The organism is Streptomyces sp. NPDC001922 (genome assembly GCF_042891165.1).
In the GTDB taxonomy this organism is placed as follows: Bacteria; Actinomycetota; Actinomycetes; order Streptomycetales; family Streptomycetaceae; genus Streptomyces.
Window position 1 is genome coordinate 37,190 of the sequence record NZ_JBIASV010000024.1, and the last position, 15,507, is coordinate 52,696.

Here is a 15,507-nt window from a genome sequence, read left to right on the forward strand (position 1 = left end):
CGGTGGACACCGGTGGCCGCCGGCGTCCACCGCGCCGGGGGCCGGAGCCGCACCTACGCTGGACGAAGGGGGCCGGGATGCGCGGGAACGCGCGCCGCCGAACGGACCGTCCAGGACCTCTGGAGAGGAGTGGCTCGCCATGGCGGAGCAGCCCAGCACAGCAACGGAGAAGAACGCCTCCCGTGGGGCCGGTGTCTCCACGAAGAGCGCGGCGCCGTCCGCGACGGCGAAGCCGGCGGCCCCCACGGAACGCGGGTCCACCTCCATCGCCGACGGCGTCGTGGTGAAGATCGCCGCGATGGCCGCCCGGGACGTACCCGGCATCCACGACCTCGGAGCCGGCATGGCCCGCACCCTCGGCGCGGTCCGCGAGCGCACCCCCGGCATGCGGCCGAGCGTCGCCCGCGGGGTCAAGGCCGAGGTGGGTGAGCGGCAGGCCGCGCTCGACCTCGATGTGGTCGTCGAGTACGGCGCCGAGATCACCAGTGTCGCCGGCGAGGTGCGGGAGAGCGTCGTCGAGGCGGTGGAACGGATGACGGGCTTCGAGGTCGTCGAGGTGAACGTGGCCGTCGACGATGTACATCTGCCCGGCGAGGAGGACGAGGAGTCCGAGGGCGCCAGGGTCCGTTAGGCCCCTCCGCCAGGCCCTGTCCCCCGCCAGGCCCTGTCCTCCGCCAGGCCCTGGCCTCCGTCACGCCCTGTCCTCCGGACCGCGGCCCCCCGCTCGCGGGGCGGACCGAGCCTCATCGGCAGAGCACGGGCGCGGCCGCACAGCACGATCCCGTCACCGGTGCGCACCGGTGACGGGATCGTGGGTGTTCCGCTCCGGCGGGGCCTGTCACCCCGCCGTCCCAGGCTCCTTCAGTCCGCTACGGACGGACCGTCACTCCGGGCCGGGCGGAGGTCAGTAGCCGTAGCCGCCACCGGTCGAGCCGTAGGTGTCGGTGGAGCCGCTGTCCGCCGAGGAACCGCTGTCCGCGGCGCCGCCGCTGTAGGACGAGCCCTCCTTCTCGGCGCCGCCGCCCGCCTTGCCCTTGGCCGCGGGGATGGTCTTGCCCCGGTCGTTCTCGGCGTCCTTCTTGATGGCGAACCAGGTGCCGCCCACGCCCTGGCCGTTGGTCTGGCCGGGCTCCTTGTCACCCTTGAAGGTGTACGCGGGCCAGCAGTTGATGGCCTCCTGCTTGGTGCCGTTCGGGGTGGTGAAGGTGAAGAGCAGCTTCGGGTCGATGCCCGCGGCCTTGGCGTCCGCCGCGCTGACCGGCTCCGACGGGGTCCACTTCTCCAGGCACTTGTCGTCGCAGGCCGTCTTCATCGGCCACGGGGTGTCCTTGGTGAAGAGGTAGAGCGTCTTGCCGTTCTTGTCCGTCAGCACCTCGCCCAGCTCGGGGCTCTTCAGCACGCCGAGCTTGGGGCGCTCCTTGCCGGACTTCGCACCGTCGGGCGCCGAGGCGAACCAGGTGCCGCCGACGTTCTGCCCCTTGGTGTCACCGGCCTTGGCGTCCTTGGCGTAGCGGTACATCGGCCAGCCGCCGACGGTGAGCTGCTCGGTGCCGTCCGAGCGGGTGACCGAGCCGACGAGGTCGGGGTTGAGGCCGGAGGACGCCTTGGCTTCGGCTGCCGGGACGGGCGGCCACGTCTTGGCGCAGTCACCGTCGCAGTTGGACTTGGCGGGGTCGGGGGTGTCCTTGTCGAAGCGGTAGAGCGTCCGGCCCTCGCCGTCCGTCACGATCGGACCCAGCTTGGCGTCGGCCCGCACCGCGAGCTCGCCCGCGGCCTCGGACTCGCCCTCCTCCTTCTTGGAGCCCGCGGGGGTGTTGCCCGCAGGGGCGTTGCCCGCCTGGCCGGTTCCGGCGTTCGGAGCGGCCGAACCGGCCGCCGGCTGGACCAGGTCGGTATTGGCCGGCTTCGCCTCCGAGCCGCACGCCGAGACCAGGAGCATGCTCGCGGCCACACCGGCGAGCGACACAGTTCGCCACTTCCCCATAACCAATCCTCACGTTCGTCTTCTCACCGGGCATCTCCACGCGGCGCTCGGGTCTAGGTACGCAGGCGCCGCGGAGGGTGTTCAACGAACGGCGAGGAGTTTTCGGCGGAGGCGCCGGGCGGGGCCCGGGGGCGCCGTGCGGACGCGCGGCCCCCACCGGCCGCGCCGACGGGCCACGTCCGCTCTTGTGCCGGACCATACGGTGGCGTATGGTCAAACCGTACGTCAGCGTATGGACTCCCGGGTGCCCCACGGCCGAGGGGAGAGCTGTCCTGCGTCGCGACGTGACGACATCGCGGGGGAGCGGGGCGCGCCCCGCCGTCGGCATCGGATGCCCCGTGACCTGCCGAGCAGGGGGCGTCAGATCATGACCCCATCCGCCCGCGCGCCCAGGAGGAGAGTCATGCCCAGCATCGAACTCAGCGCCGGAACCGTGGAGTACGAGGACACGGGAGGGGACGGCCCGGTCGTGGTCCTCATCCACGGTCTCGGCATGGACGGTTCGCTCTACCGGAAGGTCGTCCCGGAGCTGAGCCGCCGGCACCGCGTCGTGGTGCCCGTGCTGCCCCTCGGCGGTCACCGCACTCCGATGCGCCCGGGGGCCGATCTGTCGCCCCGGGGCATCGGACGGCTCCAGTCGGAGTTACTGGAGCGGCTCGACCTGCGCGATGTGACGCTGGCCGGCAACGACTCCGGTCTGTTCCTGTTCGCCGCGGCCCGGAGCCGGGACCGGATCGCGCGGCTGGTCATCTCCTCCTGCGAAGCCTTCGAGAACTTCCCGCCGGGGCTGCCCGGCAAGGCCGTCTCCCTGGCCGGGAAGCTCCCGGGAGGGCTCTTCCCGGTGGCGCAGGCGCTCCGGGTGCCGGCGCTGCGCCGCGGCCCGACCGCGCTGGGGTGGATGACGAAGCGGCCCGTCCCCGACGAGATCAGCGAGCAGTGGTTCCGCCCACTGATCACCTCCCGTGCCGTCCGGCGGGACCTGACGGCGTATCTCCGTTCGGCCCGGCCGAACGACATGCTGGACGCGGCCGAGGGGCTGCGCACCTTCGACCGGCCCACCCTGGTCCTCTGGGCGGCGGAGGACCGGGTGATGCCGCCCTCTCACGGGCGCCGGTTCGTGGAACTGCTGCCGGACGCCCGCCTGGAGGAGGTCGAGGACAGCCGCACCCTCATCCCCGAGGACCGGCCCGACGCGTTCGTCCGGGCGGTCGAGACCTTCATCGGGCCGGTCGGTCGCGGTCGACGTGCTCGGGGTGGGTGAGGTTGGTGCCGGTGCCCGGGTCGAAGATGTGGCCCCGGGCCACGTCGAGCGTCAGCTCGAGGGGGTGGCCCTCCCGTGCCCGGGTGGCCGCGTCGAGCCGGGTGACGATCTGGTCGCCGTGCGACCCGGTCTCCCGCAGGCCGGAGTCGGCCGCGAGCTCCTCCAGTTCGGCGCTGACGGGCGCTCCCGTCTCCTCGGTGAAGTAGACGTAGACGTCCGAACCCACCGACTCCAGCACGTCCACGGTGACGGTGAAGGTGAACGCGGAGGAGGTGCGCCCCGGGTCCGCCAGTGACGCGTCCTCGAAGTCCTCCGGCCGGAAGCCGACGATGAGGTCGCGCGGCGCGTTCTGCCGTTCCAGGGCCTGCCGGGTGCGGTCGTCGAGCGGCATGGCGCCCAGCGAGGTGCGCAGGGCGCCGTTCTCCAGCGTCGCGTGCAGGAAGTTCATCGCGGGGGAGCCGATGAACCCCGCCACGAACAGGTTGCGGGGCTCGTCGTAGAGGTGCTGCGGGGTGCCGACCTGCTGCACGACCCCGCCCCGCAGCACCACGACCCGGTCGCCGAGGGTCATGGCCTCCGTCTGGTCGTGGGTGACGTAGACCGTCGTGGTGCCCAGCCGCTGCTGCAGCCGGGAGATCTGGGTCCGCATCTGGACCCGGAGCTTGGCGTCCAGGTTGGACAGCGGCTCGTCCATGAGGAAGGCCTTGGGGTCGCGGACGATCGCGCGCCCCATCGCCACCCGCTGGCGCTGTCCTCCGGACAGGTTCGCGGGCTTGCGGTCCAGGTGCTCCGTCAGATCGAGGATCCGGGCGGCCTCCTCCACCTTGGTACGGATGGTCGCCTTGTCGGTCTTGGCCAGCCGCAGCGCGAAGCCCATGTTGTCCCGGACGCTCATGTGCGGGTACAGGGCATAGCTCTGGAACACCATCGCGATGTCGCGGTCCTTGGGGGCCCGGTCGTTGACGACCTGGTCCCCGATGCGCAGCGTGCCCTCGGTGATGTCCTCCAGGCCGGCGATCATGTTGAGCGTGGTGGACTTCCCGCAGCCGGAGGGGCCGACCAGGATCACGAACTCGCCGTCGGCGATCGCGAGGTCGATGTCCCGCACGGCGACCGCGCCGTCCGGGTACCGCTTGGTGATGCCCTCGAGAATGATCTCGGCCATGGTCGCTCTTCCTTGTCCTCTGGTCGGCGGGCCGCCGTCGGCCCCGGGGCCGGGGGATCCCCGGGTGGCCGGTCAGCCCTTGACCGCCCCGGAGGTCAGTCCGGCGACAATCCGCCGCTGGAACAACAGTACGAAAATGATGATGGGGATGGTGATCACCACGGCGGCCGCGGCGATCGAGCCGGTCGGCTGCTGGAACTGCGAGCTCCCGGTGAAGAACGCGATGGCGGCGGGCACGGTCCGGGCCGCCGTGGTCGAGGTGAGCGAGATCGCGAACAGGAAGTCGTTCCAGCAGAAGATGAAGACGAGGATGGCCGTGGTGAAGACGCCCGGCGCCGCCAGCGGCACGATCACCAGCCGGAAGGCCTGGGCGGCCGTGGCGCCGTCCACCTTGGCGGCCTTCTCCAGGTCCCAGGGGATCTCCCGGAAGAACGCCGACAGCGTGTAGATCGCCAGCGGCAGCGAGAACGTCATGTACGGGATGATCAGCCCCGGCCAGGTGTCGAACAGCCCCAGGATCCGCTCGATGTTGAACAGCGGCGACACCAGCGAGATCGGCGGGAACATGGCGATCAGCAGCGACATCCCGATGAGCAGCCGCTTGCCCGGGAAGCGCAGCCGCGCCACCGCGTAGGCGGCCATGGTGCCGAGCACGACGGCGATCAGCGTCGCGATGAGCGCGATCCCGATCGAGTTGATCAGCGCCCGGGTGAACTCCGAGGTCTCGAAGATGCCCCGGTAGTTCGCCAGCGTCCACTTGGACGGGACGAAGTCGCCGTCCGTGAGCGTGCTGGGGTCCTTGAACGACAGGGCGGCGATCCACCACACCGGGAACAGCGCGTAGAGCACCACCACCACATTGACGACGGTCCAGCCGAGGGCGTGCCGCTTGCCTGCCTCCGCCATCAGCGTCTCACCTCCGAACCGGGTGCGGCCGCGCCGAAGAGTTTGATGAAGACGAAGGCGATGATCGCGACGCAGATGAAGATCAGCACCGAGATCGCCGATCCGATGCCCAGGTTCAGCGCGGTGAACAGGTTGTCGTAGCCCAGGATCGACACCGACCCCGTGTCGTGGGCGCCCGCGGTCAGCACATAGATGTTGTCGAACACCCGGAACGCGTCCAGGGTGCGGAACAGCAGCGCCACCAGGATCGCCGGCTTCATCAGCGGCAGGATGACCAGGAAGAGCCGCTGTCCGGCGTGGGCGCCGTCCACCATGGAGGCGCGCAGCGTCTCCTCCGGCACCAGGGCCAGCCCCGCGAGCAGCAGCAGCGCCATGAACGGCGTGGTCTTCCACACCTCGGCCAGGATGATCAGCCCGATGGCCGGCCACTGCTCGGTCAGCGGCGCGCTTCCCGGGGGCAGCAGCCCCGCCAGATACCCGAGATCGGGGGTCCAGGCGTACTGCCAGGAGAACGCCCCGACCACCGTCACGATCCCGTACGGCACCAGGATCGCCGTCCGGACCGTGCCGCGGCCGAAGAGGGTGCGGTGCATCACCAGGGCGAGGCACATGCCCAGGACGAGTTCGATCGCCACCGACACCGCGGTGATCAGCACGGTCACCCAGAACGCCGTCCACCAGAACGGCGAGCTGAGCACGGCGCCGTAGTTGCGGAGCCCGATGAACTCCGCCTGCGCGGGGAAGCGCAGGTCGTAGCGCTGGAGGGACAGATACACGGCATAGCCGATGGGGTAGGCCGTCACGGCGAGCATGACCACGACGGCCGGAGCGCACAGCAGCCAGCCGAGCCGCCGCTCCTGCCGGGCTCCGGTCGACAGCGCCCGGTCCGCCGCCGGGGGCGCGCCACCGGCCGGTACCTCCTGACGGCTCATCGGGAACTCCCTGCGGGCATGGCATCGGGCACGGGATGGGGCACGGAATGGGGCACGGCATCGGGCACGGGACCGGGGCGGGCGGGTGGACGGCTCACGGGACCAGCCCCTCGGACCGCAGGGCCTGCCGGATCTGCTCCGAGGCCTCGGAGACGGAGCTCACCGGCGCGATGTCGGACGGGGGAGAGAGCGCGTGGGAGATCGCGATCGACACGTTCTGGTACGCGGGGGTCTGCGGCCGGATGCTCGCCGTCTCCAGCGCGTCGAGCACCACCCCCGAGAACGGATAGCTCTTCCGCAGGGCCGGGTCGGAGTACAGGCTCCGCAGGGTCGGCGGCAGGCCGCCCTGCAGGGCCGCGGCCAGCTGGTTCTCCCGGTTGCGCAGACAGAGGGCGGCCTCGAAGGCCTCGTCGGGGTGGCGCGAGTACTGCGAGATCGCCAGGTCGATGCCGCCGATCGTCGCGTGGGACGGCCGGCCGGCGTCGACCCGGGGATAGGGAGCCCAGCGGAAGTGCCGGAACAGCCGCGGGTTGTTGGTCTTCATCGACGGATAGACGAACGGGTAGTTGATCTCGAAGGCCGCCGTGCCGGACTCCATGGCCAGCCGGTTCTCGTCCTCCATCTGGTTGGACAGCGAGGGATCGGCCGCCGGGGACGTCGCCAGGTCGTGCATGATCTGCGCGGCCCGCACGGCGGGCGGGCCGAGGGAGGGCGCGGACGCGTCCGGCGTGAGGATGCTGCCCCCGGCGCTCGTCACCAGGGAGTTGAACCAGACGGTGAGCCCCTCGTACTGGGCCCCCTGGATCTCCACGTAGTGCGGCTTGCCCTCGGCGGCCAGCCGCCGGGCGATGTCCAGCATCTCCGCCCACGTCCGGGGCGGGTTCGGGACGAGGTCGTCGCGGTACCACAGCAGCTGGGTGTTGGTGTTGTACGGGGCGGCGTACAGCTTGCCCTGCCAGATCGCCGTGCGCAGCGGGACCCGCAGGGTGTCCGCGACGGCCTGCCGCCGGGCCGCCCCGGTCCACGGCCGGATCCAGCCGGCCTCGGCGAACTCGGGGGACCACGTCACGTCGAGCCCCAGGATGTCGAGCGAGCTGTCCTGGGCGGCGAGCCTGCGCACCAGCTGCTGCCGCTGGCCGTCCGCCGTGCGGGGCAGCTTGTGGTAGCTGATGGTGTAGCGGCCGCCCGACGCCTTGCTGCAGGTGTCGGCCGCCTTCTGCAGGGCGCCCGAGTCGTCGGGGAAGTTGTACCAGTTGAGGGTGGGGCGGCCGGCGGTCTGCTCGCCCCCGCAGGCGGTGAGCAGCGAGGCCGCCAGCAGCGGGGCCACGGCGAGGGCGCGCAGTGTCCGCGGGCGCCGGGCCCGCGCCCCGCGCCCGGGCCGGTGCCCCGCGCCTGCCCCGACCCGTCCGTCCATGCGTCCTGCACCTCATTCCGGGGCCCGGTGGCACCACGGGCGTCACCCTGCGCAGTTCTCCGTCACAGGGACCTTAGAGCGGGGGCAAACCTATATCAAGCGCCATGAAAGGGACAGAGGTGGATTTCTCGGTCGGTTTCTCCAGGTGTGACCTCCGGTGTGCCGCAGTGGGAGCGGACCCTGGGAGATGATGCGTGTCGAGCCCTCTGTGGTGATGAGTCGTCAAGAAAGTCGGTGGCGGCGGCTGTCGGGGGTCCCCTGCTGCCGGGCCGCCGAGCGCGCCGGACCGGCCCGCCGATATCTTGGGCGCAGGTCGCTCTGCCCGGCCGGTCCCGTCACCGTCACGCCCTCGCCGCTCGAGGAGAAGCGCCCATGACCGCCGACCACGGTTCCCCGCTGAAGCTGCCCCTCGTGCCCGAGCGGCGCAACATCCGGGACCATGTGGCCCACGCGCTGCGGGCCGCACTCATAGCCGGTGAACTCCGCCCCGGACTGGTCTACTCCGCTCCCGCGCTCGCCGGGCAGTTCGGGGTCTCTCCGACCCCGGTCCGAGAGGCCATGCTGGACCTCGCCAAGGAGGGGATGGTCGAGCCCGTCCGCAACAAGGGCTTCCGGATCACCGCGGTCTCCGAACGCGACCTCGACGAGTACACCGAGATCCGGCGCCTCGTCGAGGTCCCGCTGATGGGCCGGATCGCCCGCACCGCCCCGCGGGCCGAACTGGAGGCGCTGCGCCCCGTCGCCGCGCGGATCGTCGAGGCGGCGTGCGCGGGCGATCTGATCGGCTATCTGGAGCACGACCGGCGCTTCCATCTGTCGCTCCTCGCCCTGGCCGGAAACGAACGGCTGGTGGAAGTCGTCGGTGACCTGCGCAAGCGCTCCCGCCTCTACGGGCTGACCGGCCTCGCGGAACGCGGTGTTCTCGTCGCCTCGGCGGAGGAGCACGAGCGGCTGCTGGACCTGCTGCTCGTGGGGGACGCCGAGGGTGCCGAGGTGTGCATGGGCGACCATCTGGGGCACGTCCGCACGCTGTGGGCCGAGGGCCGGCCGGCCGACGGTGACGTGGAGGGTGACCGCGACGGGGGCGAAGACCGCGGCTCCCGTGGCGGAGCGCGGCGCTGAAGCGGGCGGCGGCCCCGGCCCGCATCCGGTCGGTGACACGCCGCGCAGGTGAACGGCCGTCACATGCGGGAGGACTGACCTCGTACCGCATAAGGGGGCACAGCAGGGTGTGCCGCAGCCGGCGCCCGACGGTGGGCGGCGTATGGATGGGCACCCTTCCGCCCTTGACGCTCTGTCATTTCTTGGCCGGTTCTTCTCTTCTCCCCATCAGTAAAATGTCACACCCTACTCTCGACTGCGCGGCCCCGGGCCGCAACCCTCCGTTGAGAGGACCCCACCCATGCCCACGCTCAGACGTCCCCACCGTCGAGCTCTGACCGCCGGGCCGGTGTTCGCCCTGCTGGCCGGCCTCTGCCTCTCGCCCGTCGCCCAGGCGGCCCCCGCCGCACCGGGCCCGGCCGCCGCACCCGCGGCACGCGCGGACCGTCCGGCGCCCGCCCCGCACGACCGTGACCACGCCGTCCGGCTCGCCAAGGCCCCGGCCGTCTCACCCGCCACCGTCCCCGCCCCGCTCACCCCGGAGGGCACCCGGCTCACCGAGGCGCCGCAGGGCGCCGTACGGACCGTCGTTCCGGGCCGCCCCGGGGCCGACGGCGCCGAGGCCGCCGTGCCCTGCACCCGCGCCGACGTGGGACGCCTGAGCCCGTCCGGACTGGCGGACTTCCTCACCGCTTCCGACGTCACCGTGGAGAACTGCCTGCGGAATCTGGTGTGGACCTACGACACCGACCTGGCCCGGGTGCTCACCCCGCAGCACGCCCGGGCGGTCCTGTCCCGCATCGCCACCGTCTCCCCGCAGAACGACGGCAGCAACTCCGGGCACCTGTACGAGCTGTGGTGGTTCCTGCACGCCGCCGTCTACCACGACTGGTACCGGGACGACATCGACCTCGGGGGCGCGGCCTTCGCCGCCGCTGTCCGTGACGCCGCCGACGCGTTCACGGCCAACTCCCACGCCTTCGACGACACCGCGCTCGCCGGCGGCACCCTGCACGAATTCATGATCGTGCTGGACACCGAGGGGGTGCGGCAGCACTTCCTCGGGCTGCTCGAGAAGCTGCTGCGCGCCGTCGACGGCAGCACCGACCAGTGGCGGAGCCAGGTTCGCCGCACCGCCGCCCTCGACGCCCTGATCCTCAACTTCCGCGGCCTGACGACCTCCGACGACGCCTTCGAGGCCGCCGTCGCCGCCGACTCCGGCTACCGGGCGGCGCTCCGGGCGTTCAGCGGCTACACCCATCTGACCGCCGAGCACAGCTGGCTGATCCGCGACGGGCTCAGCGAGTACGGACGCCTGAGCACCCTCGCCCCCGTACGGCAGGAACTGCTGCGCGACCTCCAGCAGTTGTTCCCCGTGGTCACCGAGCGCTTCCAGCGGCTCTCCGCGCCCTGGCTCGCCCTCGCCTCCTGGCTGGAGCACCACCGGCTCTGCGCCCCGCACCGGGCCTGCCGCTCCGACGTCGAGGCCGAGGTCTTCCCGCGCGCCTACCGTTACGAGGACGGCGGCATCGAGACCCGCACCGCCCTCGACAACCCCACGGTGGAACAGCTGTACTACGCCTCCGTGCAGGTCAAGGCCCAGTTCTTCCGGATCCTCGGCGCGCATGAGCCGCTCGCCGGGGACCCCAACAGCAAGCTCAGCATCCGGCTCTACGCCTCGCGCGCCGACTACGAGAAGTTCCATCCGTACCTCTACGACATGGGCACCGACAACGGCGGCGTCTACATCGAGAACGGGGCCACCTTCTACACCTACCAGCGGCGCGTCCCCCAGGACTCCCGCCTCACGCTGGAGGAGCTCTTCCGGCACGAGTACACCCACTACCTCAACGGCCGCTTCGCCGTGCCGGGCTTCTTCGGTGAGGGGCCGTGGTACGAGGGCGACCGCACCACCGCGTTCGACGAGGGCATGGCCGAGTACCTGGCCGGGGCCACCCGCGAGGACGGGGTGAAGCAGCGCAAGGACCTGATCGGCTCCGTCATGCGCGACACCCAGAACGGCGGCCCCCGGATGACCGTCCGGGAGCTGCTGCACGCCGAGTACGCCCGGGACGGCTTCCGCTTCTACAGCTACGCCGGCTCGTTCTTCGCGATGCTCGGCCGCCACTGGCCGGAGCTGCTCACCGAGATGTACGGTCATCTGCGCTCCGACGACGTGGCCGGCTTCGACGCCTTCCGCAACCGGCTCAGCGGTGACGCCGAGCTCCAGAAGGCCTACGACCGCTATCTGGACGAGCGGATCGCCGAGTACGACGACCTGTTCGTGCCCCGCACCGAGTACACCCCGCTGCGGAAGCTGTACGCCACCCAGCCGAAGGCCGTGGAGAACAGCCTGCGCGAGGCGACCCAGCAGACCCCGGCGTGCAAGCAGAGCGCCCGGGCCGACATCCCCCGCTTCACCTGTACCGGCCGGATCACCGCCCGGCTCGACGACGGCAGTTCGCCCGGCGCCGTCAGCAAGGCGATGGCGGCGACCGTCGACTACTTCATCCTGGAACGGGCCGCACCCGCGATGAACAACCTGGCCGACATGGTCTGCCAGTACGACAAGGCCACGGTCTGGGCCGACAGGACTGCTGCGACGGCGGACTACTCCTGCACCGGACCTCTCCGTCCGTAACGCTGTGACCTGCGAGGACGGCCGCTTCCCCGAGGGGAGCGGCCGTCGTGCGTACATCTCCGAGATGATCTCCGGACGGCGGTTGTCAGACCACGGGTTGACGTCACAACCAGCGTGGGGGCTGATTGATGAAGATCCCCGATCTCGTAGTTTTCTGTGGGAAGGCACATCGATCAGGAAGACAGGGGATCATGTACGGCAAGGCGTTCGCCCCCGAATACCAGGGAGCCCTCGGCTCCTCCCTCTCCGTGAACTCCTCGTACGAGGAGGTTCTGGCCAAGGCGAGTGAGGAACAGCGGCAGTCGGTCCTGGAGTTCGCGCGGGCCGGTCTCGCCGTGGCCGAGGCGAACCGGCGGCTCGGCCGGGTCGAGGACGCCGAGCGTGCCTGGCGGGAGAGCTACCGGGCCGCCCGGCGGGCCGGGGACCGGGGAGCGATGGCCTGGGCCCTGTGGAGCGGGGGCACCCTCGCCCGGCAGTGCGGCAGGCTGCCCCTCGCCCGCCGCTGGCTGGCCGCCGCGGTCGAACTGGCGGAGCAGGGCGGGGACCGGCTGGCACTCGGCTACTCCGTCGCCGGCCTCGCGGAGACCGGCCGCATCCAGGGCGACTACGAGGCCGTCCGCGACCTGCACGAACGCCTGCTCGCGGAGGCCCGGGAGCACGGCGAGGCCCGGCACATGGTGTGGGCGCTCTCGGGCATCGCCCAGATGCACCGCAACACCGGCTCCTACGACACGGCGCTCGCCATGTTCGAGGAGGGGGCCGAGGTCGCGGGCAACGCCGACGACTTCCGCGGCCGGGCCTGGGCCCTGCGGGGCATAGCCGATGTGCTCTCCCTCCAGGGCCGGCCGGAGCGGGCGCTGGAGCTGTTGTCCGAGGCGGAGGAGATCTGCCGCACGATGGACCTCTCCAGCGCCCTGGCCTACAACCGCAAGATGCGGGGCAACGTGCTCTTCCGCGACGGGCGGTACGAGGAGGCGGGCCGGGTCTACGCCGACGCGCTGCGGCAGTTCGAGGGGATCGAGGAACCGCGGGGTGAGGCGCTGTCCCGGCTCGGCCTCGTCAAGTCGCGGTCCCGGCTGGGCCGTCCGGACCGGGAGACCCTGGCCGACCTCGACGAGCTCCGTCGCACCTTCGAGCGCATCGGCCTGGAACAGGCCCGGGACAGCGTCGCATCGTTCCGCGCCGAACTGACGGGCGGCGCGCGCGCGGCGTAGCCCGGCTCCTCCGTGGCAGGGTCCGGTCCTCGCGCTGAAGCGCGCGGATACGGGCCCCACGCGGAGGACCGATGGTGGCCGGGTGCGCCGAGCCGGTGGCAGTCACCGGCGGGATCGTGCACATTGAGGCCATGACGAATGATCAGCCCGCGCCGTCGCAGATCGACACCCGTCTCCCGCACTCCGCCCGGATGTACGACTACTGGCTCGGCGGCAGCAGCAACTTCGCCGCCGACCGGGCCCTGGGCCAGGCCTTCGAACAAGCCATCCCCAGCATCCGGACGATGGCCATGGAGAACCGCAGATTCCTCGGCCGCGCCGTGCGCTACATGGCCGGAGAGGCCGGGATCCGGCAGTTCCTGGACATCGGCACCGGCGTCCCCGCGGCGGGTGACACCCACTCGGTCACCGGGATCGTCGCCCCGGACAGCCGGGTCGTCTGTGTGGACAACGATCCGATCGTGCAGGCGCACGCCGAGTTCCACGCCGAGACCCTGACCGACGGCGACGGCCGCGGCCGCACCGTCTACCTCCAGGCCGACCTGCGCCGGCCCGAGGAGATCCTCCGCTCCCCGGCCCTCACCGGCACGCTCGACCTCGAACAGCCGGTCGGGCTGCTGCTGGTGGCGATGCTCATGCTCGTCAGTGACCGGGAGGACCCCTGGGCCGCCGTGGCCACCCTCCTCGACGCGCTCCCGGCCGGCAGCCATGTCGCCATCACCCACCCCAGCCAGGACTTCGACCCGGAGGCCATGGCGGACGTCGTCCGTGCCGCCGAACAGGGGCGGATGACGCTGGTGCCGCGGGACCGGAGCCAGGTCGAGCGGTTCTTCGGTGACTGGGAACTGATCGAACCCGGCATGGTGCCGGTGATGGGCTGGCGCCCGGAGGGCGAGCCGCCGAAGGACCCGAACGCCGCGTACTACTGGGCGGGCGTCGCGCGGAAGAAGGCGTAGGGCCCCACCGGGGGACGGGCCGGGACGGCACACCGCCCGGTGGCCGCGACGCCTCGCGGCCACCAGGCGGGGGCAGTTGCTCCCTGAAGCTGCGTCAGTTCACTGCGGGGGTGTTGGAATCGGGGTCCGGGGCCGATCGGGTGCGCGGGTGCCGGAGCAGGGCCCGTCCGCCGACGGCGAGCAGCGTGAGCTCCAGGGCGGCCAGCGCCGCGGTCTGGACGCCGTTCACCGTCAGGACCGCTGACGGGAGACCAGTGCCGTGCAGGAAGAACAGCACGGCGACATGCTCCAGCAGCACCGGAATCCCCAGCACGGCCAGGGCCGACGGCAGCAGGGCGTTCCACGGCGCCGGTGCACCACCCGTCCGCTCGGCGGCACCGGCACCGGCACCGGCACCGGCCCCGCCTGCCGGCCCGGCGGCGGTCGCGGCCGCATTGGACGCCGCTCGCCGGCGGTCCACGGCCCGGAGCGCCAGGCACAGCGCCCCCGCCGAGAGGAAGACCCACCCGTACCCCTCGTCGTAGACGGGCAGGAGCACCTGGGTCACGATGCCGCCCAGCATGACGACGAAGCAGGCCGGGAGCAGCGGATCGGCGATACGCCGGGGCAGTTCGGGGCGCGGTGCCCCCGCGTGGAACGCGCTCACCGTGGTGCACACCACCAGGAGTTCGAGCCCGGTCAGCGCCGTCGACGGGAACGGCGCGCCCCCGAGCGACAGATCCTCGGCAGCCGACAGCAGTCCGGGGACGAACGCCACCATCGAGCACACCCCTGCGAGCCGCCACCGTCCGGCGAGCAGTGCCGCACAGGCGCCCACCCAGCCGAGCGGAAGCCAGGACGCGGCGAGCGACCACAGTCCAACGGAGCCCCGGCCGGTCAGGGAATCGAGCACGCCCCGCCGCTCCTCGGGGGCGCCCGCCAGCAGCGTGGCCACATCGGTCAGGAGATACAGCAGCGTCGCCGAACTCAGCGCCACCACGCCCAGAAACGCCACCAGCCGCGCGACCCGTCCGTACGCGGCGTAGCGCGGGGGCGCGGCGGGGCCGGCCAGCCGGCTGCGGACCGCCAGCGCCAGCACACCGGCCACCTCGCGGGCACCGGGCCGGCCGAGGGACGCCTCCTCGTCGAGCGGTTCGCGCTCGGAGAGGAAGGTGTCGACCATCTCCTCCTCCCGCTCCTGCCGGTAGTAGGCGGGCAGGACGCGCAGCAGCGCCCGGAAGCGCTCCTCGAGCAGTGTCGTCGTGGTCCCGTTCATGCGGCTCCTCCTGCTCCGGCGGGACGGGTGCGGCCCGAGGGGCGCGGCGACGGCGCCTTCGTGGGCCGGTGTCCGGACAGTCGCTCCTCCGCGGCGCGCACATTGGCGGCCATCCGCGCCTTCTCGGCCTCGAGCGCCTGGGTGCCGCTCTCGGTCAGGCGGTAGTAGCGGCGCAGCCGCCCCTGGTGGACCTCGTCGTGGTCGTGCTCCACGAGCTCCTCGCCGGTGAGCCGGTCCAGGACGCCGTAGAGCGTGCCGACGCGCATCTCGACGCGGCCGTCGGACAGTTCGGCCGCCTCCTGCTTGATGCCGTATCCGTGACGCGGGCCGTCCAGCAGGGCCAGCAGGACGAAGAACCCCGCTTCGGTCAGTGGTCGCGATGCCATGGCTCCACCATACATCGGATGCCGATATATGACGGGAGCGAAGGGGTGGGGGGGGCAGGCCCGGGGATTCCACCGTGTGCGGGGCCGATCGGCCTGCTCCTGCGGCGATTTCCGGGCGGGGCGGGCCTGTCCACGCCCCGAAAGCACCTGCGTGGGGGGGGGGGGGGGGGGGGGGGGGGGCGCCCCCCCCCCCCCCCCCCGCCCCCCCCCCCCGCCCCCCCACCCCCCCCCCCCCCCCCCAAACCCACACAAACGACGAAACAACCCCAACCCCCAACCAAAAAACAGCGCC

Annotated in this window: 13 protein-coding genes; 6 read left to right on the plus strand and 7 right to left on the minus strand. The window is 71.9% G+C overall.

The features are described from left to right. Positions 1–139 precede the first annotated feature (139 nt). Positions 140–631 carry an Asp23/Gls24 family envelope stress response protein gene (locus ACFYYR_RS31590; protein ID WP_388861312.1) on the plus strand — a complete coding sequence of 164 codons (492 nt, stop codon included), beginning with the start codon at positions 140–142 and terminating at the stop codon, positions 629–631. A gap of 273 nt (positions 632–904) precedes the next feature. Here the strand turns inward: ACFYYR_RS31590 and ACFYYR_RS31595 are convergent, their stop codons facing one another. Further along, positions 905–1,984 (minus strand): SCO0930 family lipoprotein, encoded by a 1,080-nt coding sequence (locus ACFYYR_RS31595; RefSeq protein ID WP_388861315.1) that lies wholly within the window; start codon positions 1,982–1,984, stop codon positions 905–907. A 403-nt stretch (positions 1,985–2,387) separates the two neighbouring features. Between ACFYYR_RS31595 and ACFYYR_RS31600 the strand changes: the two genes are divergently transcribed. Beyond that, on the plus strand, positions 2,388–3,245 hold the full coding sequence (locus ACFYYR_RS31600) for an alpha/beta fold hydrolase (RefSeq protein WP_388861318.1): 858 nt from the start codon (positions 2,388–2,390) through the stop codon (positions 3,243–3,245). Here the strand turns inward: ACFYYR_RS31600 and ACFYYR_RS31605 are convergent. The 4 genes from ACFYYR_RS31605 to ACFYYR_RS31620 all read right to left on the minus strand — a co-directional run bounded on the left by ACFYYR_RS31605 (position 3,202) and on the right by ACFYYR_RS31620 (position 7,662). Then, on the minus strand, positions 3,202–4,410 hold the full coding sequence (locus ACFYYR_RS31605; RefSeq protein ID WP_388861321.1) for an ABC transporter ATP-binding protein: 1,209 nt from the start codon (positions 4,408–4,410) through the stop codon (positions 3,202–3,204). The genes ACFYYR_RS31600 and ACFYYR_RS31605 overlap by 44 nt on opposite strands. 72 nt (positions 4,411–4,482) lie before the next feature. Then, positions 4,483–5,316, minus strand: a complete 834-nt coding sequence (locus ACFYYR_RS31610; protein WP_388861324.1) for a carbohydrate ABC transporter permease — start codon at positions 5,314–5,316, stop codon at positions 4,483–4,485. Further along, on the minus strand, positions 5,316–6,248 hold the full coding sequence (locus tag ACFYYR_RS31615) for a carbohydrate ABC transporter permease (RefSeq protein ID WP_388861327.1): 933 nt from the start codon (positions 6,246–6,248) through the stop codon (positions 5,316–5,318). The genes ACFYYR_RS31610 and ACFYYR_RS31615 overlap by 1 nt, the downstream gene beginning before the upstream one ends. A 94-nt stretch (positions 6,249–6,342) precedes the next feature. Beyond that, positions 6,343–7,662: an ABC transporter substrate-binding protein gene (locus tag ACFYYR_RS31620; RefSeq protein WP_388861330.1), complete on the minus strand. Its 1,320-nt coding sequence runs from the start codon at positions 7,660–7,662 to the stop codon at positions 6,343–6,345. 372 nt (positions 7,663–8,034) lie between these two features. Here ACFYYR_RS31620 and ACFYYR_RS31625 point away from each other — a divergent pair, with 372 nt between their 5' ends. The 4 genes from ACFYYR_RS31625 to ACFYYR_RS31640 all read left to right on the plus strand — a co-directional run bounded on the left by ACFYYR_RS31625 (position 8,035) and on the right by ACFYYR_RS31640 (position 13,574). Continuing rightward, complete coding sequence (locus ACFYYR_RS31625) at positions 8,035–8,784, plus strand: GntR family transcriptional regulator (protein ID WP_388861333.1); 750 nt, start codon at positions 8,035–8,037, stop codon at positions 8,782–8,784. A 280-nt stretch (positions 8,785–9,064) separates the two neighbouring features. Then, on the plus strand, positions 9,065–11,404 hold the full coding sequence (locus ACFYYR_RS31630; RefSeq protein WP_388861336.1) for a collagenase: 2,340 nt from the start codon (positions 9,065–9,067) through the stop codon (positions 11,402–11,404). Positions 11,405–11,595: 191 nt separating this feature from the next. After that, a complete protein-coding gene (locus ACFYYR_RS31635; protein WP_388861339.1) occupies positions 11,596–12,618 on the plus strand; it encodes a tetratricopeptide repeat protein in 1,023 nt (340 codons plus the stop codon). Positions 12,619–12,749: 131 nt separating this feature from the next. Beyond that, positions 12,750–13,574, plus strand: a complete 825-nt coding sequence (locus tag ACFYYR_RS31640) for an SAM-dependent methyltransferase (RefSeq protein ID WP_388861342.1) — start codon at positions 12,750–12,752, stop codon at positions 13,572–13,574. 94 nt (positions 13,575–13,668) lie between these two features. On the opposite strand, the gene ACFYYR_RS31645 is transcribed toward ACFYYR_RS31640, so the two are convergent. Next, positions 13,669–14,829 carry a hypothetical protein gene (locus tag ACFYYR_RS31645; RefSeq protein WP_388861344.1) on the minus strand — a complete coding sequence of 387 codons (1,161 nt, stop codon included), beginning with the start codon at positions 14,827–14,829 and terminating at the stop codon, positions 13,669–13,671. Further along, entirely contained in the window at positions 14,826–15,215 is a 390-nt protein-coding gene (locus tag ACFYYR_RS31650) for a PadR family transcriptional regulator (RefSeq protein ID WP_388861346.1), read from the minus strand. The genes ACFYYR_RS31645 and ACFYYR_RS31650 overlap by 4 nt, the downstream gene beginning before the upstream one ends. Positions 15,216–15,507 lie beyond the last annotated feature (292 nt).

Bases quoted from the DNA above. Each gene is read 5' to 3' on its own strand.
- ACFYYR_RS31595 (WP_388861315.1), bottom strand. From the start codon at position 1,984: ATGGGGAAGTGGCGAACTGTGTCGCTCGCCGGTGTGGCCGCGAGCATG.
- ACFYYR_RS31615 (WP_388861327.1), bottom strand. From the start codon at position 6,248: ATGAGCCGTCAGGAGGTACCGGCCGGTGGCGCGCCCCCGGCGGCGGAC.
- ACFYYR_RS31650 (WP_388861346.1), bottom strand. From the start codon at position 15,215: ATGGCATCGCGACCACTGACCGAAGCGGGGTTCTTCGTCCTGCTGGCC.
- ACFYYR_RS31620 (WP_388861330.1), bottom strand. From the start codon at position 7,662: ATGGACGGACGGGTCGGGGCAGGCGCGGGGCACCGGCCCGGGCGCGGG.
- ACFYYR_RS31610 (WP_388861324.1), bottom strand. From the start codon at position 5,316: ATGGCGGAGGCAGGCAAGCGGCACGCCCTCGGCTGGACCGTCGTCAAT.
- ACFYYR_RS31590 (WP_388861312.1), top strand. From the start codon at position 140: ATGGCGGAGCAGCCCAGCACAGCAACGGAGAAGAACGCCTCCCGTGGG.
- ACFYYR_RS31625 (WP_388861333.1), top strand. From the start codon at position 8,035: ATGACCGCCGACCACGGTTCCCCGCTGAAGCTGCCCCTCGTGCCCGAG.
- ACFYYR_RS31635 (WP_388861339.1), top strand. From the start codon at position 11,596: ATGTACGGCAAGGCGTTCGCCCCCGAATACCAGGGAGCCCTCGGCTCC.
- ACFYYR_RS31640 (WP_388861342.1), top strand. From the start codon at position 12,750: ATGACGAATGATCAGCCCGCGCCGTCGCAGATCGACACCCGTCTCCCG.
- ACFYYR_RS31605 (WP_388861321.1), bottom strand. From the start codon at position 4,410: ATGGCCGAGATCATTCTCGAGGGCATCACCAAGCGGTACCCGGACGGC.
- ACFYYR_RS31630 (WP_388861336.1), top strand. From the start codon at position 9,065: ATGCCCACGCTCAGACGTCCCCACCGTCGAGCTCTGACCGCCGGGCCG.
- ACFYYR_RS31645 (WP_388861344.1), bottom strand. From the start codon at position 14,829: ATGAACGGGACCACGACGACACTGCTCGAGGAGCGCTTCCGGGCGCTG.
- ACFYYR_RS31600 (WP_388861318.1), top strand. From the start codon at position 2,388: ATGCCCAGCATCGAACTCAGCGCCGGAACCGTGGAGTACGAGGACACG.